The sequence below is a fragment of the Streptomyces thermocarboxydovorans genome, assembly GCF_039524635.1.
GTDB classification, from domain to species: Bacteria; Actinomycetota; Actinomycetes; order Streptomycetales; family Streptomycetaceae; genus Streptomyces; species Streptomyces thermocarboxydovorans.
In genome coordinates, this window is sequence record NZ_BAAAGU010000002.1 from 130,488 (window position 1) to 149,004 (window position 18,517).

Annotated in this window: 20 protein-coding genes and 2 pseudogenes; 11 read left to right on the forward strand and 11 right to left on the reverse strand. The window is 71.1% G+C overall.

The genetic code is table 11. The features are described from left to right. Positions 1-86 precede the first annotated feature (86 nt). On the forward strand, positions 87-1,712 hold the full coding sequence (aceB, locus tag ABD198_RS01520; protein ID WP_343997444.1) for a malate synthase A: 1,626 nt from the start codon (positions 87-89) through the stop codon (positions 1,710-1,712). 36 nt (positions 1,713-1,748) lie between these two features. On the opposite strand, the gene ABD198_RS01525 is transcribed toward aceB, so the two are convergent. Beyond that, entirely contained in the window at positions 1,749-2,027 is a 279-nt protein-coding gene (locus ABD198_RS01525; protein ID WP_343997445.1) for an Rdx family protein, read from the reverse strand. After that, positions 2,024-2,938 (reverse strand): HipA family kinase, encoded by a 915-nt coding sequence (locus ABD198_RS01530; RefSeq protein WP_343997446.1) that lies wholly within the window; start codon positions 2,936-2,938, stop codon positions 2,024-2,026. The genes ABD198_RS01525 and ABD198_RS01530 overlap by 4 nt, the downstream gene beginning before the upstream one ends. 125 nt (positions 2,939-3,063) lie before the next feature. On the opposite strand from ABD198_RS01530, the gene ABD198_RS01535 reads away from it, so the two are divergent. Continuing rightward, the gene (locus ABD198_RS01535) at positions 3,064-3,312 is read left to right on the forward strand and encodes a hypothetical protein (RefSeq protein WP_343997447.1); all 249 of its coding nucleotides are present in this window, start codon (positions 3,064-3,066) and stop codon (positions 3,310-3,312) included. On the opposite strand, the gene ABD198_RS01540 is transcribed toward ABD198_RS01535, so the two are convergent. Next, entirely contained in the window at positions 3,307-4,914 is a 1,608-nt protein-coding gene (locus ABD198_RS01540) for an IucA/IucC family protein (RefSeq protein ID WP_343997449.1), read from the reverse strand. The genes ABD198_RS01535 and ABD198_RS01540 overlap by 6 nt on opposite strands. A gap of 119 nt (positions 4,915-5,033) precedes the next feature. Here ABD198_RS01540 and ABD198_RS01545 point away from each other — a divergent pair, with 119 nt between their 5' ends. Continuing rightward, the gene (locus ABD198_RS01545) at positions 5,034-6,542 is read left to right on the forward strand and encodes an IucA/IucC family protein (RefSeq protein ID WP_343997450.1); all 1,509 of its coding nucleotides are present in this window, start codon (positions 5,034-5,036) and stop codon (positions 6,540-6,542) included. On the opposite strand, the gene ABD198_RS01550 is transcribed toward ABD198_RS01545, so the two are convergent. The 3 genes from ABD198_RS01550 to ABD198_RS01560 form a co-directional block, all read right to left on the reverse strand. Continuing rightward, positions 6,524-6,712 carry an Imm49 family immunity protein gene (locus ABD198_RS01550; RefSeq protein WP_343997496.1) on the reverse strand — a complete coding sequence of 63 codons (189 nt, stop codon included), beginning with the start codon at positions 6,710-6,712 and terminating at the stop codon, positions 6,524-6,526. The genes ABD198_RS01545 and ABD198_RS01550 overlap by 19 nt on opposite strands. Before the next feature lie 81 nt (positions 6,713-6,793). Next, entirely contained in the window at positions 6,794-7,096 is a 303-nt protein-coding gene (locus ABD198_RS01555; RefSeq protein WP_343997452.1) for a hypothetical protein, read from the reverse strand. A 35-nt stretch (positions 7,097-7,131) separates the two neighbouring features. Further along, entirely contained in the window at positions 7,132-7,800 is a 669-nt protein-coding gene (locus ABD198_RS01560; protein ID WP_343997453.1) for a winged helix-turn-helix transcriptional regulator, read from the reverse strand. An 87-nt stretch (positions 7,801-7,887) separates the two neighbouring features. Between ABD198_RS01560 and ABD198_RS01565 the strand changes: the two genes are divergently transcribed. From ABD198_RS01565 to ABD198_RS01585, 5 genes and pseudogenes are all read left to right on the forward strand, one after another. Further along, positions 7,888-9,096, forward strand: coding sequence for a pyridoxal phosphate-dependent aminotransferase (locus tag ABD198_RS01565; RefSeq protein WP_343997454.1), 1,209 nt, complete (start codon positions 7,888-7,890; stop codon positions 9,094-9,096). Positions 9,097-9,447: 351 nt separating this feature from the next. After that, a pseudogene (locus tag ABD198_RS01570) lies at positions 9,448-9,877 on the forward strand (VOC family protein); the annotation flags it as partial. A 348-nt stretch (positions 9,878-10,225) separates the two neighbouring features. Then, complete coding sequence (locus ABD198_RS01575; protein ID WP_343997455.1) at positions 10,226-11,110, forward strand: lysozyme; 885 nt, start codon at positions 10,226-10,228, stop codon at positions 11,108-11,110. A 185-nt stretch (positions 11,111-11,295) separates the two neighbouring features. Continuing rightward, positions 11,296-11,937: a peptidoglycan recognition protein family protein gene (locus ABD198_RS01580; protein ID WP_343997497.1), complete on the forward strand. Its 642-nt coding sequence runs from the start codon at positions 11,296-11,298 to the stop codon at positions 11,935-11,937. A gap of 159 nt (positions 11,938-12,096) precedes the next feature. Further along, positions 12,097-12,593: pseudogene (locus tag ABD198_RS01585) on the forward strand (alpha-amylase family glycosyl hydrolase); the annotation flags it as partial. A gap of 94 nt (positions 12,594-12,687) precedes the next feature. Here the strand turns inward: ABD198_RS01585 and ABD198_RS01590 are convergent. Both ABD198_RS01590 and ABD198_RS01595 read right to left on the reverse strand, forming a co-directional pair. Beyond that, positions 12,688-13,245: a TlpA family protein disulfide reductase gene (locus ABD198_RS01590; protein WP_343997456.1), complete on the reverse strand. Its 558-nt coding sequence runs from the start codon at positions 13,243-13,245 to the stop codon at positions 12,688-12,690. Between the two features lie 100 nt (positions 13,246-13,345). Further along, the gene (locus ABD198_RS01595; protein WP_343997457.1) at positions 13,346-13,855 is read right to left on the reverse strand and encodes an RICIN domain-containing protein; all 510 of its coding nucleotides are present in this window, start codon (positions 13,853-13,855) and stop codon (positions 13,346-13,348) included. Between the two features lie 205 nt (positions 13,856-14,060). On the opposite strand from ABD198_RS01595, the gene ABD198_RS01600 reads away from it, so the two are divergent. Then, positions 14,061-14,543 carry a DUF3515 family protein gene (locus tag ABD198_RS01600; RefSeq protein ID WP_343997458.1) on the forward strand — a complete coding sequence of 161 codons (483 nt, stop codon included), beginning with the start codon at positions 14,061-14,063 and terminating at the stop codon, positions 14,541-14,543. A 124-nt stretch (positions 14,544-14,667) separates the two neighbouring features. On the opposite strand, the gene ABD198_RS01605 is transcribed toward ABD198_RS01600, so the two are convergent. The 3 genes from ABD198_RS01605 to ABD198_RS01615 form a co-directional block, all read right to left on the reverse strand. After that, positions 14,668-15,012 (reverse strand): LuxR C-terminal-related transcriptional regulator, encoded by a 345-nt coding sequence (locus ABD198_RS01605; protein WP_343997459.1) that lies wholly within the window; start codon positions 15,010-15,012, stop codon positions 14,668-14,670. A 138-nt stretch (positions 15,013-15,150) separates the two neighbouring features. Then, complete coding sequence (locus ABD198_RS01610) at positions 15,151-16,320, reverse strand: fibronectin type III domain-containing protein (RefSeq protein ID WP_343997460.1); 1,170 nt, start codon at positions 16,318-16,320, stop codon at positions 15,151-15,153. 529 nt (positions 16,321-16,849) lie between these two features. Beyond that, positions 16,850-17,110: a hypothetical protein gene (locus tag ABD198_RS01615; protein ID WP_343997462.1), complete on the reverse strand. Its 261-nt coding sequence runs from the start codon at positions 17,108-17,110 to the stop codon at positions 16,850-16,852. A gap of 247 nt (positions 17,111-17,357) precedes the next feature. On the opposite strand from ABD198_RS01615, the gene ABD198_RS01620 reads away from it, so the two are divergent. Then, positions 17,358-17,987: a hypothetical protein gene (locus ABD198_RS01620; RefSeq protein WP_343997463.1), complete on the forward strand. Its 630-nt coding sequence runs from the start codon at positions 17,358-17,360 to the stop codon at positions 17,985-17,987. 58 nt (positions 17,988-18,045) lie between these two features. Beyond that, the gene (locus ABD198_RS01625) at positions 18,046-18,468 is read left to right on the forward strand and encodes an acyl-CoA thioesterase (protein WP_343997464.1); all 423 of its coding nucleotides are present in this window, start codon (positions 18,046-18,048) and stop codon (positions 18,466-18,468) included. Positions 18,469-18,517: the final 49 nt, after the last annotated feature.

The window sequence follows — 18,517 nt, forward strand, 5'->3', positions numbered from 1 at the left end:
CCGGCCCGTCTCCGGGCGTTCCCAGCGGTACCCGGGTCGACTGGCACCCGGTGCCACGCCCTGCACGCGTAAGGAAGTGACAGCTGATGTCCGCACCAGCGCCGTCCCCGCTGGCCATCGTCGACGCCGAGCCCCTGCCCCGGCAGGAGGAGGTCCTCACCGAGCCGGCCCTCGCCTTCGTGGCCGAGCTGCACCGGCGCTTCACGCCCCGGCGTGACGAGCTCCTCGCCCGCCGCGCGGAACGCCGCGCCGAGATCGCCCGCACCTCCACCCTCGACTTCCTCCCGGAGACCGCCGCCATCCGTGCGGACGACTCCTGGAAGGTGGCCCCGGCTCCCCCGGCCCTGGAGGACCGCCGCGTCGAGATCACCGGCCCCACCGACCGCAAGATGACCATCAACGCCCTCAATTCGGGCGCCCGGGTGTGGCTCGCCGACTTCGAGGACGCCTCCGCCCCCACCTGGGAGAACGTGGTCCTCGGCCAGCTCAGCCTGATCGACGCCTTCACCCGGAACATCGACTTCACGGACGAGCGCACCGGCAGGACCTACGCCCTGCGCCCGAACGAGGAGCTGGCCACGGTCGTGGTGCGCCCGCGCGGCTGGCATCTGAATGAGCGTCACCTCGTCGACGCCGACGGCACCCCGGTCCCGGGCGCCTTCGTCGACTTCGGCCTGTACTTCTTCCACAACGCCCAGCGACTGCTCGACCTCGGCAAGGGCCCGTACTTCTACCTGCCGAAGACGGAGTCCCACCTCGAGGCCCGCCTGTGGAACGACGTCTTCGTCTTCGCGCAGGACTACCTTGGCATCCCGCAGGGCACCGTCCGCGCCACCGTGCTCATCGAGACGATCACGGCCGCGTACGAGATGGAGGAGATCCTCTACGAGCTGCGCGACCACGCCTCCGGGCTGAACGCCGGCCGCTGGGACTACCTGTTCTCCATCGTCAAGAACTTCCGTGACTGCGGGCCGAAGTTCGTGCTGCCGGACCGCAACGCGGTGACCATGACCGCCCCGTTCATGCGCGCCTACACCGAACTGCTGGTCCGCACCTGCCACAAGCGGGGCGCGCACGCCATCGGCGGCATGGCGGCCTTCATCCCCTCCCGGCGCGACCCGGAGGTCAACAAGGTCGCCTTCGAGAAGGTCCGCGCCGACAAGGACCGCGAGGCCAACGACGGCTTCGACGGCTCCTGGGTCGCCCACCCCGACCTGGTGCCGATCGCCATGGAGTCCTTCGACAAGGTCCTCGGAGACAGGCCCCACCAGAAGGACCGGCTGCGCGAGGACGTCCACGTCACGGCCGAGGATCTCATCGCCATCGACTCCCTGGACGCCAGGCCGACGTACAACGGCCTGGTCAACGCCGTCCAGGTGGGCATCCGCTACATCGAGGCGTGGCTGCGCGGCCACGGCGCGGTCGCCATCTTCAACCTGATGGAGGACGCGGCCACCGCGGAGATCTCCCGCTCGCAGATCTGGCAGTGGATCAACGCGGGTGTCGTCCTCGACAACGGCGAGAAGGTCACCGCCGACCTGGCCCGCAAGGTCGCCGCCGAGGAGCTGGCGAACATCCGCGCGGAGATCGGCGAGGAGGCGTTCGCCGCGGGCAACTGGCAGCAGGCGCACGACCTGCTGCTGAAGGTCGCCCTCGACGAGGACTACGCCGACTTCCTCACCCTGCCGGCGTACGAGCAGCTCAAGGGCTGACGGCGGCTCGAGGGCCGGCGCGGCCGTTCGGGCGGTTCACTTCTCCGAGTGGCCCAGGGGTTTCCCCGGGGCCACTCGGTCGCGTACGGCCCGCTTCACCGCCGTGGGCTCCGGGAAGCCCTGCTCCCGCCGGTCCCACACCACCTCGTCCCCGACCCGGACCACGAACACGCCGCCGGTGCCGGGCCTGAGCGCCAGCTCGGTCAGCTCCTGCTCGAAGGTGGTCAGCAGCTCCTGCGCCAGCCAGGCCGCCCGGGGCAGCCGGCGGCACCGGGTGCAGTACTCGATCTCCACGCGCCGGTCGCCGGTCGTCATCGCAGGTGCACCGTCCCGTCCTGTTCCACCGCCGGCCGGCCGTGCAGGTCGGGCACCTGCTTCAGCCAGTCCGGGCGGCCCTGTTGTGTCCGTGCCGCGCGGAGGGCGTTCTCCGCGGCGATCTCCTCGGCCGAGGGGAAGTCGGTCGGCAGCCACGCGGCGGAGGCCCGCGCCCGCGCGTGCAGGTGGCTCACATACGCCTCGCGGGCCGCGTCGGGCGTGGCGAACCCGGGCTCGTCGGCCAGCCAGGCATCCGGCACCTCGGCCGCGATGGACCGCAGCAGCTCCTCGGTCACCCTGGGCGCGAGTTCCGCGTCGGCGGCCCGCACATCGGGCCCGTAGCGGCCGAGCGCGTGATGCCGGAAGTCGTACGCCTTCGCGGGGTCGCTGCCGTCCCAGCGGTGGTGGAAGACGAGCGCCGCGCCGTGGTCGATCAGCCACAGCCGGGGCGGGGCCACGCCCAGCGTCGGCCACAGCACCAGGTTGGAGCTGTGCACGGTGCGGTCGACGTTCACGGTCAGCGCGTCGAGCCAGACGATCCGCCCGGCCTCCACCGGGTCGACCGTGAACTCCTCGGCCACCTCGGGGGTGAAGTCGCGCGCCCCCGGCAGAAGGTCCATGCCGAGATTGACCCCGGCGCTGGAGGCGTGCAGCTCCCGCACCTCCTGGTGCGGCTCGTCCCCGGCGATCGACGGGTCGAAGTGCACCAGCACCAGCTCCGGGAACCGCAGCCCGAGCGCCCGCGCCAGCTCCCCCACGATCACCTCGGCGACCAGCGCCTTGCGCCCCTGCGCGGAGCCGGTGAACTTCACGACGTAGGTGCCCAGGTCATCGGTCTCGACCACACCGGGCACGCTGCCGCCGGTGTGCAGGGGCTCGACATAGCGGGTCGCGGTGACCTCGGTCAGCATCTCCCAGACTCCCGGCGTTCGGCACGAAGAGTGCATGGTAACCGAGGGCCGTAACCGAGGGTCACCTTCGACCAGCGCCTCTACCGCCGTGACCGCGTCCGCCCGCGTGCCGCCTCCGTGCCCTGATGCAGTCCCGCAGGTGGTGCCACAACCTGAAGAAGGACCGGCCTCCGGTGCCGGCGAAGGAGTGGAACGTGGCCGAGAAGAAGGACAAGGACGACCTCAGCAGGGGCGAGAAGGTCTCGTGGAGCAGTCACGGGCAGGACGTGCCGGGCAGGGTCAAGAAGAAGATCACGGAGCGGACCGTCCACCGGCACCTCGCCCAGCGGCCGGGCGGCGATGTCACCGGCACGACCTGCGTCACTCGCTCATGAACTGGGGCCACGATCCCCTGAAGCAGGCGCGCCCGGGGCAGGCGCGCGCAGCGGGTTGGGCAGGGGGCGGTAGCGGGCGGCGGCGCCGTCCGCGGCGGTCCAGCGCAGCAGGAGGTTCGTCTTGCCTGGGAGGGTGGGCGCGGTGAGCAGGGCGGCGGCCTCGGGCAGGTCGTGGCGGGCGACCTCATGACGTACCGCGGGCCAGGGGTCGAATCCGGGGTGGAGGTCGGCGAGGGCGGCGGCCACCTCGGCGAGGTGATTGACGATCAGGCAGTACACCAGCCGTTCCCAGCCGGCCTCCCGGGAGACCTCGGGCGGGCCCGGTGTCCCCGCAGCCCCTCGCACGAGTTTCACGCCCTCGGCGTCCCGGAACAGGGCCTGTACGGGGGTGCCGCTGCCGTCCACGGCGATCAGGGTGTTCTGCAGATGCGCCTCCAGGACCACTCCGTGCCGTGCGAAGACGGCCAGCACGGGCGGCACCACCTGGGTCAGATACGCCTGCCACCAGGCGTCCGGGCCGGGAGTGTCCGCGGGGAGCGGGCTGCCGTCGAAGCCCTCGACCAGCGCGGCGGCGAGATACGGCGTGGCGCCGGGCAGCAGATGGGCGCGCAGCCCGTCCCGGACGACGACGGCCAGTTGCTCGTAGGCGAAATCGGCGGTGCGGTGGCCGCGGTCGCTGAGCCAGGCCGCCGTGCCGGCGCCCGGTACGGCGGGCCCGGCACAGCGGGCGAAGGCGGCGCGTACCGCGTCGTCGGTGGCGCGCAGCCGGGTCAGGTCGTGCCGCCACAGCCGCCGGATGTCGTTGGTGATGCGCACATCGAGGCTGAACTTGCAGAAGAGGTCCAGCTCCGGCGCGTACACGGTGCGGATCGCGGCGGTCGGCCAGACCGGGAACGGGGTGGTGCCGAGCCGGAGGAGCCGGCCGTCGGCGAAGGCCGGGGCGAGATCGCGGGCCGCCAGCTCCAGCTGCCAGGGGTGGGCGGGCAGCAGCCGGTAGCCGGGCGGGGCAGTGCCGAGGAGGTCCAGCGCGGCGGTGTCGCCGTCCTCGACGACGGCGTCCTCGCGCAGGGCGAGCAGCGTCAGCGGGAACCGGGCGTGCGCCTCGGGCGCGTACGGCAGCCAGCTGGCCGCGGGGCCGCCGCCGCGGGCCTTGGGTGCCGGGTGGTGGGTGTGGCCGGTGACCAGGCTCTGCTCGGAGCGGAGGTAGGGATCGTCGGGCGGGGTGGCGGCGGCGCGGGCGGCGAGCAGCGCGGCCACCGCGTCCCGGCTGTCGATCATCTCGCCGGGCAGCTCGTGGTTGGACACACCGGTGTGGCGGCGCAGCTCCTCGGCGGCGAGCTTCACCAGTTCGACGTGGCCGATGCGCTGCCAGGCGCCGTCGGTGAACACCTCGGGTCCGGTGGGGCGCCGCCTGCCCCGGACCCGAAGCAGGCGCCCGGTGCCGGGCAGCCGGTAGGTGCGGCGGTCGCCGGTGCCGTCCCCGGGGAGCGGCTCGGCCACCTCCCGCAGCAGGCTGTTCAGCAGGGGCACGGCCGCGTAGGCGTCGGCGCGCCCGGCCTGATCGGCGCGCAACCCCGAGTCGTCGTCTGCGTGCGGGGGCATGCGGTCAACGCGTTCCACTGGTTCCCTACGGTCTGTCCGGGCGGAGACGATCAGTATGTCTGCCGCGCACCTCCCCTTCGTCCCGTCCGTCCACCCTGCGTACCCCGAGGAGTCCGCCCGTGCACCGTCCCTCCGCCGCCGAGACCGCGGTGGCCGACGAGCTGGCCGCCGTACGGCCCGCCCTGCTGCCCCGGTACGAGCGGGAGCTGCCCGGGGCCCGTGCGGCCGTGCTGACCCGGCTGTGGCGGGGCCTCGCGCATGAGCCGCTGCCGTGGATCGACCGCCGGGAACGCGGCGGTGACGGGCTCACCCTGCACCTGACGGACGGGCGCCGGCTGCACGGCCCGTGCGCGGATCCCTACGCGACGGACGCGTATGCCGCGGTCGTACGGCTCGGGGAGACGGACTACGACGATCCGGCGCGGCTGATGACCGATCTCGCCGTACCCCGGTCGGCGGCCTTCGCGGCCGAACTCGCCCACAGCGTCGCCTCGTTGGCCCTCTCACGGGCCGGCGACGATCACCCGGACGAGTGGCCGGACACCGACTGGGAGTGGGAGCAGCGGGTGACCGACGGGCACCCGTTCCACCCCAACTGCCGCTCCCGGCCCGGCTTCTCGGTGGCCGAGCAGCTGGCCTACGCGCCCGAGCACGGGCCGGTGGTCGGCCTGGGCCTGCTCCCGGTGCCGGCCGGGGAATGCGTGGTCAGCGGCAACTGGCCCGGCTGGCTGCGGGACGGTGAGCGGCTGCTGATCCCGGTCCATCCCTGGCAGGAGGAGCACGTGCTCAAGCGCGGCTGCGAGACGCGGCTGGGGGCGCATCCGCTGATGGCGCTGCGCACCCTCGCGCTGCCCGGCGGCGGCCCGCACGTCAAGACGGCGCTGAGCGCCCGGCTGACGTCCTCGGTGCGGGACATCTCGCTCGGCTCGATCATCGCCTCCGCGGAGCTGTCGCGGTTCGGGGAGGCGTTGGCGGAGCACACCGGCGGTCTGCTGCACATCACCCGCACGCTGGGCGCGGCCGCGGCGGGCTCCCCCGACCTCGCCGCGGTGCTGCGCGAGTCACCGCAGCAGTACGCGGGGACGGGTGAACGGGTCCTCCCGGTGGCCGTCCTGGCGACGACCGGGCTGCCCGGCTCCCCCGCCTGGTCGGCGCGTTTCACCCGGCTGGCGCTCACCGTCGGTCTGCGGCTGCTGGAGCTGGGCGTGGCCCTCGAGGCACACGGCCAGAACCTCCTCGTCGTGCTGTCCGGCGAGAGCGAGCCGCTGAGGCTGGTCTACCGGGACCTGGCCGACCTGCGAGTGAGCCCAGCACGGCTGACCCTCCACGGCATCCCCGTCCCCGATCTGCCCGCCCGCATGCTCACGGACGACGAACGGGTACTGCGCCGCAAGCTGTTCGGGTCTCTGGTGGCGGGGTCGCTCGCCGGCACCACCGGCTCGGCACGGCGCCTCGGGGCCGCGCTGCGGGCGGCCGTGACCGACGACCTGCCCCGCACGGCGGACCTGCCGGCGCTGCTCGACGAACCGATCTCGGCGAAGGCACTCACCCTGATGCGCCTGTCACCCCGCGCCCCCGGCGACCTGTGGACCGAACTGCCCAACCCCCTTCACACCGATGCGGCGTGAGCCGGGGCTTGGAGAAGCCCCGGCGGCAGATAGGGGGAACGCACCCGCAGGTCCCATCCGTGCACCCGCACCGCGAGGGCGGCCAGGGCCACGGTCCGGTACGGCAGCAGGCTGCGCGGGGCGGCCTCGGCTGACACGCTCTGCCGGTACTGGTCCAGACGCTCGGCCAGGGCCCGCTCGCTCGCCGGCGGTGGAGGCGTGCTCCACCGTGGGCTCGAAGACGTGGTCCTCGCTGCTGAGGCTCTTCCCGATCAGCGGGAAACGGATCTCCTGGTCCCCGGCGGGGAAACTGCCGGGTCCAGATAGCCGAGGGCGCACTCCGCCGCGGTGCGTGCGACGATGACGGCCCGTTCGGTGCGCAGCCGGGGGTCGGACAGCGTGCGGGCGGCCAGGTGATCCAGGAGGTCGTCGCGCAGGGCGCGCAACTCGGCGTCGGAGTAGCAGTCGTACTCCATCCGGTGCCAGCGGCCGAAGGCCCGCCCCTCGATGTCGGTCAGCGCGCGCTCCACGGCCGCCGCGCCGACCTCGTGCCGGGCCCCATTCATGATCGTCATGCCGGTCATCCTGCCAGCGGCCGCCGGCAGTCCGCTCAGGTCTCCGGCGTCGCCCCGGCGGTGCCTTCTGCCGCGTTCTCCCGCAGCCGCTTGGCGAGGGTGCCCTCGCCGGTCACCTCGACCCGGCCGGTGCCGACCGCTTCGCCGAGCGGGAGTTCGCCGCGGCTGATCGCGGTGCAGGTCGCGGTGTCGAGCACCAGCACGGCGTCGGGCTCGGCGGGCGCCGGACCGTCGCCGTAGACGGGACCGCCCTCGGCACCGACATGGACATGGAACTGCCCTTCCTCCAGCCGCACTTCGAGCAGCCCCTCGCCCTCCAGCGAGCGCAGCAGCGGCAGGGCGAACCAGTGCGCCCGCAAGGCGTCGGTGGGCCGCCGCTCCCCCAGCGCGTCCTGCCCCCAGGCCCCGAGCGCCTGCAGCACGGGCAGCAACTCCCGGCCTCGCGCGGTCAGTTCGTAGACGTAGGCGGCACCGGGCGGGGGCAGCCGCCGGCGGGTGGACAGCCCGTCGCGCTCCATGTCCCTCAGCCGGGAGGCGAGGACGTCGGTGCTGACACCGGGGAGGTCCGCGTGCAGGTCGGTGTAGCGCCGCGGGCCGGCCAGCAGCTCCCGGACGATCAGCAGGGTCCAGCGGTCGCCCACGGCGTCGAGGGCACGGGCGACGGAGCAGTACTGGTCGTAGCTACGGCGAGCGCGAGGTGACATGCGGCGCAGTCTAGACAAGTTGTTGGACTTTCCAAGCGCCTACTTGGTAAAACCAAGCAACACCAGTGACCTGAGAGGTGGCGGCGCATGGAGTTCCGGCAGTCGAGCAAGCTCAACGAGGTCTGTTACGAGATCCGCGGCCCGGTGATCGAGCAGGCCGACGCGCTGGAGGAGGCGGGGCACCATGTGCTGCGGCTGAACACCGGCAATCCGGCACTGTTCGGCTTCGAGGCGCCGGAGGAGATCGTCCAGGACATGATCCGGATGCTGCCGCAGGCGCACGGCTACACCGACTCCCGCGGCATCCTCTCCGCCCGCAGGGCCGTCGCCCAGCGCTACCAGACCCTGGGCCTGGAGGTCGGCGTCGACGACGTCTACCTCGGCAACGGCGTGTCGGAGCTGGTCTCGATGGCCGTGCAGGCGCTGCTGGAGGTCGGCGACGAAGTCCTCATCCCGGCCCCCGACTTCCCGCTCTGGACGGCGGTGACCACCCTGGCGGGCGGCAAGGCCGTGCACTACCTGTGCGACGAGCAGTCCGACTGGTACCCGGACCTCGCCGACATGGAGTCGAAGATCACCGACCGCACCAAGGCGGTCGTCATCATCAACCCCAACAACCCCACGGGCGCGGTCTACCCGAAGGAGATCGTCGAGGGCATCCTCGACCTCGCCCGCCGCCACGGCCTGATGGTCTTCGCCGACGAGATCTACGACCAGATCCTCTACGACGACGCCGTCCACCACCCGGCCGCCGCCCTCGCCCCCGACCTGGTGGTTCTCACCTTCTGCGGCCTGTCGAAGACCTACCGGGTGGCCGGCTTCCGCTCGGGCTGGCTGGTCGTCACCGGCCCGAAACAGCACGCCAAGGACTACCTGGAGGGCCTGACCATGCTGGCCTCCATGCGCCTGTGCGCCAACACGCCCGCCCAGTACGCCATCCAGGCGGCCCTCGGGGGCCGTCAGTCCATCCGCGAGCTGACCGCCCCGGGCGGCAGGCTGCGCGAACAGCGGGACGTGGCCTGGCAGAAGCTGAACGAGATCCCGGGCGTGACCTGCGTCAAGCCCAAGGGCGCCCTGTACGCGTTCCCCCGTCTGGACCCCAAGGTCCACAAGATCCACGACGACGAGAAGTTCGTCCTGGACCTGCTGCTGCGGGAGAAGATCCAGGTGGTCCAGGGCACCGGCTTCAACTGGCCGACCCCCGACCACTTCCGCATCCTGACCCTCCCGTACGCGGAGGACCTGGAGGCGGCGATCGGCCGCATCGGCCGGTTCCTGAGCGGGTACCGGCAGTAGGGCCCGGCCCGGGGTCTGGGGTCTGGGGTCCGGGGTCCGGGGTCCGGGGTCCGGGGAACCAGCGGCTGGGCGCCGGCGTCCCGACGCTTCATGAGACACGAGAACCAGGCGGCGAACGGCTGCGTGACCGTCCTCTGGGCCGCGGTCGGCGCCGCCACCACCTCGCTCGCCTGGGCACCGGAGGCACGCGTCAACGTCCACGGCGGCTTCGAGGGGATACACCGCGACCTGAGCGTCCTCTACATCGGCCTCCCGCTCATCGCCCTGGGGGGCGCCCTGCTCCCCCTCACCGTCTGGCTCATCACCCTCCGCACCCTCAACCGCCCCTGGCTCTCAGCCGTCCTCACCGCAGGCGCCCTGCTCCTCCTGATGACCGACCCGGGCGGCAACTGCATCCGAGTCGGCCAGCCGATGAGCGATGACCTGCACCACCGGCCCGCGCCGAAGGACCTTCTCCCGGCCCCTTCACTACGCCTCACTCTTCGCAGACTCCAGGGAGGACCCGGCGGCCGCCGCAAAGGTCCTCGACCAGGCACTGCACAGGGAGGACGAGCGGCCCACGCCTGAGCAACTGCTGCGCCTCCTGGTGCTGCGCGCGGATGTGGCCAGGCGCCTCGGCGACGAAGAGACCGCGACGTCGACACTCACCAAGGCCGCCGCGACCCAGCTCACCACCGAGGAACGGGACTCGGTCCACGACGACCTTGTGCGCCTTGCAGAGCTGCGGGGCCAAGGGGCAATCAGCAGTCGGTGCGAAGCCGTGAACCAGCCGGATCGGTGATGGTCCGTCAGCGACGACTGGGCGACGCAGCCGTGAAAAACCTCTCCCCGACTGCTTCCTGACACTCCGTTGCCCCCCGACACACCCCGGCTCGCCCTCCCGACCACGGCTGCCGACGCGCGTTCAGGGTGCTCCAGACGCGCGATTCCATTTTCATCCGATGAAGCTTTCGCACGCTCAAATCACAAGCTTCCAGGCCATCCACTCTTACAGTGGACCAGACCACCAGAGAAGGTTGTAAGCCCTTTACACACGGAGAATCTACGTGCGTAACTGATGACGCGCGCACGTCAAGAAACGTCGACGTCACCTCCAGTTCCGTCCCCCCACCCGTATCCGGAGGCAGACATGTTCGCGTTCCGTTCCCTGCTCAGGCGTCCCGCCAGACGCACGGCCACCGCGGCCGGAGTCCTCGGCGCGGCCCTCACCCTCCTGGCCGGCACGGCCGGCAGCTCCGTCGCGGCACCGCCGCCCGACCCGGACCGCGTCCGGGTCACCCCCGGCCAGGCCTACATGGGCGTCGGCATCAAGGTGCACCAGGACGTCCCGGCCGCCCAGGACTCCCTCGGCGCCCTCGCCCCCACCGACGGCGTCCAGGGCATCGACGTCTCGCACTGGCAGGGCGCCATCAACTGGACCTCCGTGCGCAACGCCGGCATCCAGTTCGCCTGGATCAAGGCGACCGAGGGCACCAGCTACAAGGACAGCCGGTTCAACACCAACTATCCGGCCGCGCACGCCGCCGGAGTCATCCGCGGCGCCTACCACTTCGCCCGGCCCGACGTCTCCAGCGGCGCCGTCCAGGCGAACTACTTCGCGTCCAACGGCGGCGCGTGGTCGCGCGACAACCTCACCCTCCCAGGTGTCCTGGACATCGAGCACAACCCGTACGGGGCGATGTGCTACGGCCTGTCCACCACCCAGATGCGCAACTGGATCAACGACTTCTACACCACCTACAAGGCACGGACCACCCGTGACGTGGTGATCTACACGACCGCGAGCTGGTGGAACACCTGCACCGGCAACTGGACCGGCATGTCCGCCAAGAGCCCGCTGTGGGTGGCGCACTGGACCTCGGCCTCCTCGCCGACCCTCCCCGTCGGCTTCCCGACCTGGACCGTGTGGCAGTACACCAGCACCGGCTCGGTCTCCGGAGTGTCCGGGAACGTCGACCGCAACAAGTTCAACGGCTCGCGCGACCGGCTGCTGGCGCTGGCCAACAACACATAGGCCGGCCCCTCGCACCAGCCGCTTGCCGCAGGACGGCACCCGCCCGCCCCGCCTCTCCTCACTCCCCTCCCCCCACTTCCCGAGGAGTGTTCGTGACACCAGCGACCCCACCGAATCAGGCCGCCCCAGCAAACACGGACAGCCCCGGCGGCCCGTTCAAGCCGACCGGCTTCCGCCGCCGCAGGCTGCTGCGCGCCGGTGCGGCCTCAGTCGCCGGTCTGGCCGCCGCCCTGCTGCCGGGCACGGCCCGCGCGCAGGGCACCGGGGCGGGCGCGGGTGCCGTCCAGCCGGACATCGACAGCACCCGCACCTGGGGCGCCCGCGCCCCGCAGGGCACCATCACACTGCTGCGCTACCGGCCGAGCGGCATCGTCGTCCACCACACGGCGAGCACCAACTCCACCGACTTCTCCCGCGCCCAGGCGCACGCCCACGCCCGCTGGGTGCAGGATCTGCACCTGGACAAGAACGGCTGGGCCGACACCGGCTACCACTTCCTGGTCAGCCGGGGCGGCTGGATCACCGAGGGGCGGCACGGCAGCCTCTCGGCCCTGACCGGCGGAAGCAGCTTCGTGCTCGGTGCGCACACCTCCGGTCAGAACGACCGCACCATCGGCATCGCCAACGAGGGCTCCTACCATGCGGGCGCACTGCCGCCCGACGCCCAGTGGGACGTGCTGGTGACCCTGTGCGCGTACGTCTGCTCCCAGTACGGGATCGCCCCCGCGCAGATCACCGGCCACAAGGACCACGGCACCACCCTCTGCCCGGGCGTGTACCACGACATGCTGCCCCGGCTGCGCGAGGAGGTGGCCGCAGCCCGGTAGTCAGCGCCCGACGTCACGTACCGCACCACAGCAGCACAGCACCGCAGCAGGACAGCAGCACACGATTCGCGGGAGCGGCCCGGCGCCGATGAGTGCCAGGCCGCTCCCTGCGTACGAGACCTGGGCCGGTCCGGCGCGTACGAGATCTGGCTCAACCCGTGCTTTCTCAACCCGTGCTTCGCCTCGCCCTTCCGGGACGCCGGCTACGACGTCTCCGGCTGCTCCACCGTCGCCCCCCGCTACGGCACCGACGACGACCTGGCCCGCCTCGTGGACAGCGCCCGGCGCCGGGGCATCCGCGTACTGCTCGACCTGGTGGCCGGTCACACCTCCGACCAGCACCCGTGGTTCACGGCGTCCGCGAACGACCCCTCGGACCACCGCTACATCTGGGCGGACACCGGTACCCGCCCCGGTGACGGCTTCGAGCCCTCCCCCGGCACCCGGCCCGGCTGGTACCTGCCGAACTTCTTCCTCAGCCGGCCCGCCCTCAACTCCGGCTACGTCCGCCCCACCCGGACGAGCCCTGGCGGCAGCCCGTCGACGCCGAAGGGCCGCGCGCCAACCGCAGGGCTCTGCGCGAGATCATGGAGCACTGGCTGGACCTTGGCCTCGCCGGCTTCCGCGTCGACATGGCCGCCTCCCTGGTCAAGGAACCCGCGTCCTCAAGGGCGGCTCCCACCGGACAGCTCCAGCGGGAACACGGGCTTCAGGGTGGTGCGGCGTCCGCAGGCAGGATGAGCACGCGCCCTACGGCAGCAACGGCGCGACGACCCGCTTCAGCTCCTTCTCGCCGATCGCCCCGATCCGTGCCGCCGCGATCCGGCCTTCCGGGTCGACGACGATCGTGAACGGATACGCGGTGAGATTCACCATGTCCTTCGGCAGGCGCAGCAGCTGACGCCCCTTCGGGTCGTGCAGGCTCGGATACGCGAGCTTCGCCTCCTTCTCGAAGGCGCGGGCGTCGGCGAGCGAGGTGTCGGCGTTCACCCCCACGACCCGCAGGCCCTTGCCGTACAACTCCTTGTGCACCCGCGAGAGACCGGGGGCCTCCACACGGCACGGCCCGCACCAGGACGCCCAGGCGTTGACCACGACGACCTTGCCGCGCAGCCCTTCGATGCTCACCCGGCCGCCGTCCACGGTCTCCCCCGACAGCTCCGGCATCGCGACCCGCTTCGCGGGCGCGTACTGCTTCAGCGGGGAGACCGCGGGTGCGTCCGCCTCGGGCGCGGGAGCGGGTGCCGAGCAGGCCGCCAGCCCAGCGAGCAGAAGGGCGACGGTGGTTGCGGCTCGCATGCTCTTCATGCAGGTCAGCATCGCATCCCTGGCAGCGCGTCACGCCCCGGGGAGGAGCAGTGCCACTGGCTGTGGCCTCCCCCTCCCGGCGTTCGGCTCCCTCGTCGGCTCAGGAAAGGCCCCACTCCTGGCGGACACGCGCCTTGTCGGACCCACCGCTCTTCTCCAGGTAGGGGTGCGAACCGGCCTTCGTCGAGTTCGATGCGATGACCTTGCCATTCGCCTTGCTGTAGATCTTCGAACCGCCCAGCACCCACTGGTGGCTCTTCTTGCCGGAGCTGCACGTGTACTGCACCAGGCGGTTCTTGGCCCCCACGGCCAGGCACTTCCCCGACTTGTCGTTCTTGATGGTGAACACCGAGCTGTTCTTGGAGAGCCGCTTCAGAGTCCAGCGCTGCGTCTTGTCGTTCTTGGCGCACTTACCGAGAACCAACCGCGCGTTGTTCTTCTTGCTGCCGCCCATCGACAGGCACTTGCCGGGCGCCCAGACGCGCTCGAGCCGCGTGTGCGCGTACGGATCCTTCTTCGCCGGGGCGGCCGCATGCGCAGGCGCGGACAGGACCGTCATCGAGCCCGCGGCTATCGCGACCATGGCCAACGACCCGACTGCTTTACGCATCAATTACTCCCTCATGGAATGACCGGAAAGACGACCGTCGCACTCGAAGCTAGATTCGAAGTCCAACTCCCACCAGGTCTGTTGGGGAGGTGACCAAAAGGTCATTGCCCGAGGGGGCAAGGGGCCCGGCCGGTGTACGGCCGGCCGTGGTGCATGCAATAGCGTGGCATCCGACCACTGCCACCACTCGCCGGGAAATGGACCGTTGAGCATCCCCAGAAAACGCACGACGCTGCCCCTGGCAGCCGCGGCCCTTGCCGTCGTCGCGGCGCTCGCTTTCATCGCGACGAAGGACCCTCACTACGACATTCGGCCAGGCGCCAGGGCCCAGAACGCCCACTGCGCCCGTATGGTCGAGGAGGCCCCGGACCGACTGGCCGGAAAACCGCACCACAGCACGGGCATACCCGGCGTGGTCGTCTGGGGGGACAACGAGATCGTCCTGCGCTGCGGTGTGCCGGAACTCGGCCCCACCACCGACCCGTGTTTCGCCGCCGACGGAGTCGACTGGGTGCTGGACGACAGTAGGAGCACCGAGGGCGAGAAGGTGATCACCACCTACGGCCGCAGTCCGGCCACGGAGGTCACCTTCACGGGGTCGATGAGCGCTCCCGATGCCGCACTCATCGAACTGTCGGCGCTCGTCGCCCCGGTCAAGCAGACGGCACAGTGCATCCAGCCGGACTGAACCGACGGGTGTACCCGGCCAACGGGCCCTTCAGCGCAGGGGAATTGGGCTTCACGGACCATGTGTGCGGGCGCCCATGCGGCCTTGCGCCCGCACTGGTCGAGTGCGGGCGCAAGGCTCTCGGTCATGCGGCGTTGGACCGGCGCCGGCCGGATCCACCGGCAAGGTGCCGCGTGCATGAGTCGTCCGAGCACAGCGCGTCATGGGCGAGTGCGGACACGATCGCGGCCTGCGTTCGTGTTTCCTGCCCGGTCTTCTCCACGATGTTCGCGATGTGCGCCTTCACCGTCCGTTCGGCGATGCCCAGTCGGCGTGCCAGCTCCCGGTTGCCCAGGCCTGTGCCCAGCAGGAGGAGGACTTCCCTCTCCCGGTCGGTGAGACTCTCCAGCCGCCACACCCCGAAACCGGGATCATGTCCCGTACGCAGATACGGACACGGCGCAATTCCCCCATCGGACCGCTTGGTCATGGTGGTCCCTCCTGATCGCGGTTCCTCTCCAGCAGACCCCCGTGGTCTGGTGGCACCAGCGATCAAGACCTAACCTAGCCGCCCGCTCTGACAGGAGCACGCCGGTATCCGGGCGCCGGGCCCCTGCGACCGCGTGACTCAGAACTTGCCGTAACGGCCCGTCAGATCGGCCTCGGGGCAGGCTATCGAACCGACGAGGCACTTGGGGTCGGCGTACTTCCGCGTGTAGACGTTGGTGACCTTGCCGCCGTCGTAGATGTAGATGTGGTGATTGGGCATCAGGCGGTGCTTGCCCGAGCGGATGGTGTAGTTGCCGCTCTTGGTGAGATTCATCGTCAGGGCCCCGTCGATGGCGCCCTTGACACCGCCGAGGCCCTTGCAGAACGGGTTGGTGGCGTGCAGATTCATCCGGACGTCGACGTAGTTCGAGCCGGATCCGAGCTTCTTGACCGACATGTGCTTGGTGGTGGCCGTCTTGGTGGCGACCTTCTTGCCGGTCTTCTTCACATACACATTGGTCGGGTTGATGTGCTTGTTGCCCTGCACCTTCTTCGTCTTCCAGGTGATGGTCGCGTGCAGGGCCGTGCGGTACTTGTCCGACTTCCAGTCGAACTTGCTCCGTCCGTCGCCGCCGAACTGGAATTTGCGGCCGTAGTCACAGCCGGCGAGGGGGGCGTCGATGCGCTTCTGCGGGATGAAAGCGATCCAGGAGAGGGTGGAGGTCTTGGCGACGCCCGCGGCGGCGGCCCGGGAGACGGCGTGCTCACGCAGAGCACTGGCCGACCCGGCGGCCGGGACGGCAACGTTCATGCCCCACAGCCTCGCTCCCGGGGCTCCGTTCTCCGGCAGTTCCGGCGCGACCTGGTAGTGGTAGTCCGCGCCCGGTACCACGTCCGTGTCGCGGAAGGACTCCTGCCCGGCGGCCAGGCGGGCGATCTCCTTGCCGTCCCGGGTCACCACATAACGGGCGTCGGGCGCGTACGCCTTCCACGACAGCTCCACGAAGGAGCTGCCGGCTGCGGCGACGATCCCCTCGCGCGCCGAGGACCGGTCGACGACGGCGGTCTCTCCCGAGTCCGCCCGCATCACGCCGAACCCCTGCGCCGCCAGCATCCTGCCCTGGGCGCTGCTCTTGCCGACGCCGGTCACGTCCTTCAGCCCGTCGGCAGACACGGCGGACAGGGAGAACGCGGCGGTGCCGGGCCGGGGGTCGGGCTGAGGTGCGGCAGCCGCGTGGACTCCGCCCGCGAGAAGGGTGAGCGGCGCCAGGGACAGGGCTGCCGTCCTGGCGGAACGAGAAAGGTGCATGGGTTGTCCTTCCGTACTCTGCGTGCCACTGCTGATCCGATGGGCGCGGGCGGTTCCCGCACCTCCCTGCCAGGCGCTCCCGGCCTCACCGCTCCGGTCCGCGTGGCCGAGGGGCATCCGCCGTTGCTTTGCGGCAGGCGAAGGCACGCCCGGTCGGCGCGGTTGAAAGAGCTGAACGCACAGCGCGCTGCCGAGGGATCGGATCCGGGCAGGCGCGCGGCGTCGGACGAGGGTGGAGTGAGGCCTACGGCGTCAACGGCCGTGCGAGGTGGCTGACCGCCACAGCTTCTGTCTGGCAGGGGGCATGCCAACGACCCTAGAAAGGACGGGGATTGCGGCGTAAGTGTCTCCTTGGGCAGTGCCCTGTCGGGCAGTGCCCCGTCAGGCAGTGCCTCAAAGGGCAGGGGCTTGTCACGAACATGACACTTCCGAGCCCTTCAGGGGATCGCCGATGCCAGGGCTCGAGGCACGAGTCGCCGCGACCGACGGCGGCGAGACGTCAGACGGTCACAGAATCAGGCTCACAGAATCAGGCGGTCACGAAAGCAGTGGCGACGATCGGGTAGAGCACGCTCAGGGACCCCAGGACGAGGCCGATGAAGCACTGCCGCCGGTTGAGCTTCCGCCCCAGGCCGAGCAGAGCGAAGGTGACTGCGAGGCTGCCGAACAGGAGCGGGAACGCGATCCCGATGAAGCCGGCGAACACCGCGGTGAGCAGCGCGAGGACACCGAGAACGAGTGATACGGGCCCGTAGAGAGTCGCAGGGCTGTCTGCGGATCCGGTGGCCATGGCGAACTCCTCGCTGTACTGTGTCGGCCTTCCGACGTGCAGGTATGCGAACCCTGCGCATCCATCATGGCACGGCCCGGTCACGCACCCGGCCCCCTCGCCTGCTGCCGGGCGTCCATGAGATCAAGCTCACCCGCGCGCCGGTCACCGCACGCCGGAGCGGGCCGGACTGTCGGTGCCCGGTCGTAGGCTTCGAGCCGGTGGGGCCTGGTTTCCGGGTGCCGTCGGGAGAGGGAAGGAGCATGCCGTGTCGCGACCGCCGACCGCCGCGCAGCGGCGTGTGATCGAGAGCGCCGATCCGGTCACCGGGCGGCTGAAGGGCACCGAGGCGCAGCTGGCCGCGCTGGTCCGCAGCGGGCTGGCGTTCCGGCATCCGCGGCCGCCGCACGACCACTTCCTGACACCGGCCGGGCACCGGATCCGGGAGAAGGAGCCCGAGCCGGCGCCCGCGTCCGAGCCGGCCGCTTCCTCCGGCGGGGTGTTCACCGCGCGGGCCGGGGGTGAGGAGACGGCTCCCGAGTCCGGGCCGGCGCGGCGGCGGGAGGTGCACAGCGCCTGGCAGGGGATGCTGGAGCTGCGGCGCATGACCCACCCCGACGGTGCCACGGACCGGCCCTGCCCGTGGGAGCGCACGCATCTGGTGCAGGCCGCCGCGCTGGCGCTGGAGGCGGCCGGGCACCGGCCGGCCGGGCCGGAGGGTGACGGCTACCGGGTGCGGGAGACGCCGCAGCCGGAGGCGGTCGCGGTGTACGCGCCCGACGGTGCCGAGCTGAGCGCCTGCGCGGCGACGCTGGAGCGGGCCGGCTGGCAGGCCGGGGAGTACACCGAGCCGAGGACGCGGGTGCGGTATGTGCTGGCCTCGCCGCGTCGCGTCTGAGGCGCCGTGTCAGGATCGTCGGACAGGTCAGTCGAGCACAGCAGCGTGAGGGGACGCAGTGAGCAAGCCGTTTACCGTCCGGGTGACCGTGCGGGGTTACGAGACCGATGTGCAGGGCCACCTCAACCAGGCCGTGTATCTCAACTACGCGGAGCACGCCCGCTGGTCGCTGCTCCAGGAGGCGGGGATCACCCAGGCGGGGCTGCAGGCGCACGGGGTGGGGCCGGTCGCGCTGGAGACGACGATCCGGTTCCGCAGGGAGCTGCTCGCCGGTGACGAGGTCGATGTGAGCTGCGTGTTCACCTGGGGCGGCGGCAAGACGTTCAGCATCGAGCAGGCCGTCACCAAGACGGACGGCACGGTGGCCGCCGAGATCACCGCGGTCGGCGGACTGCTGGACCTCAAGGAGCGCAGGCTGGTGGCGGAGCCCGACAAGGTGTTCCGGGAGCTGGCCAAGGACCCGGCGCTGTTCAGGCTGTAGGGCGAAACGCGGGTGCGGTGGGGCCTCGCGGCCTGGAATGCTTTGCTGT

What these genes read in the sequence shown, in the direction of transcription:
- ABD198_RS01575 (WP_343997455.1), top strand. Translation starts at nt 10,226, where the DNA reads ATGTTCGCGTTCCGTTCCCTGCTCAGGCGTCCCGCCAGACGCACGGCC.
- ABD198_RS01595 (WP_343997457.1), bottom strand. Translation starts at nt 13,855, where the DNA reads ATGCGTAAAGCAGTCGGGTCGTTGGCCATGGTCGCGATAGCCGCGGGC.
- ABD198_RS01615 (WP_343997462.1), bottom strand. Translation starts at nt 17,110, where the DNA reads ATGGCCACCGGATCCGCAGACAGCCCTGCGACTCTCTACGGGCCCGTA.
- ABD198_RS01525 (WP_343997445.1), bottom strand. Translation starts at nt 2,027, where the DNA reads ATGACGACCGGCGACCGGCGCGTGGAGATCGAGTACTGCACCCGGTGC.
- ABD198_RS01560 (WP_343997453.1), bottom strand. Translation starts at nt 7,800, where the DNA reads ATGTCACCTCGCGCTCGCCGTAGCTACGACCAGTACTGCTCCGTCGCC.
- ABD198_RS01565 (WP_343997454.1), top strand. Translation starts at nt 7,888, where the DNA reads ATGGAGTTCCGGCAGTCGAGCAAGCTCAACGAGGTCTGTTACGAGATC.
- aceB (WP_343997444.1), top strand. Translation starts at nt 87, where the DNA reads ATGTCCGCACCAGCGCCGTCCCCGCTGGCCATCGTCGACGCCGAGCCC.
- ABD198_RS01530 (WP_343997446.1), bottom strand. Translation starts at nt 2,938, where the DNA reads ATGCTGACCGAGGTCACCGCGACCCGCTATGTCGAGCCCCTGCACACC.
- ABD198_RS01535 (WP_343997447.1), top strand. Translation starts at nt 3,064, where the DNA reads ATGCAGTCCCGCAGGTGGTGCCACAACCTGAAGAAGGACCGGCCTCCG.
- ABD198_RS01540 (WP_343997449.1), bottom strand. Translation starts at nt 4,914, where the DNA reads ATGCCCCCGCACGCAGACGACGACTCGGGGTTGCGCGCCGATCAGGCC.
- ABD198_RS01605 (WP_343997459.1), bottom strand. Translation starts at nt 15,012, where the DNA reads ATGACCAAGCGGTCCGATGGGGGAATTGCGCCGTGTCCGTATCTGCGT.
- ABD198_RS01610 (WP_343997460.1), bottom strand. Translation starts at nt 16,320, where the DNA reads ATGCACCTTTCTCGTTCCGCCAGGACGGCAGCCCTGTCCCTGGCGCCG.
- ABD198_RS01555 (WP_343997452.1), bottom strand. Translation starts at nt 7,096, where the DNA reads ATGACGATCATGAATGGGGCCCGGCACGAGGTCGGCGCGGCGGCCGTG.
- ABD198_RS01590 (WP_343997456.1), bottom strand. Translation starts at nt 13,245, where the DNA reads ATGAAGAGCATGCGAGCCGCAACCACCGTCGCCCTTCTGCTCGCTGGG.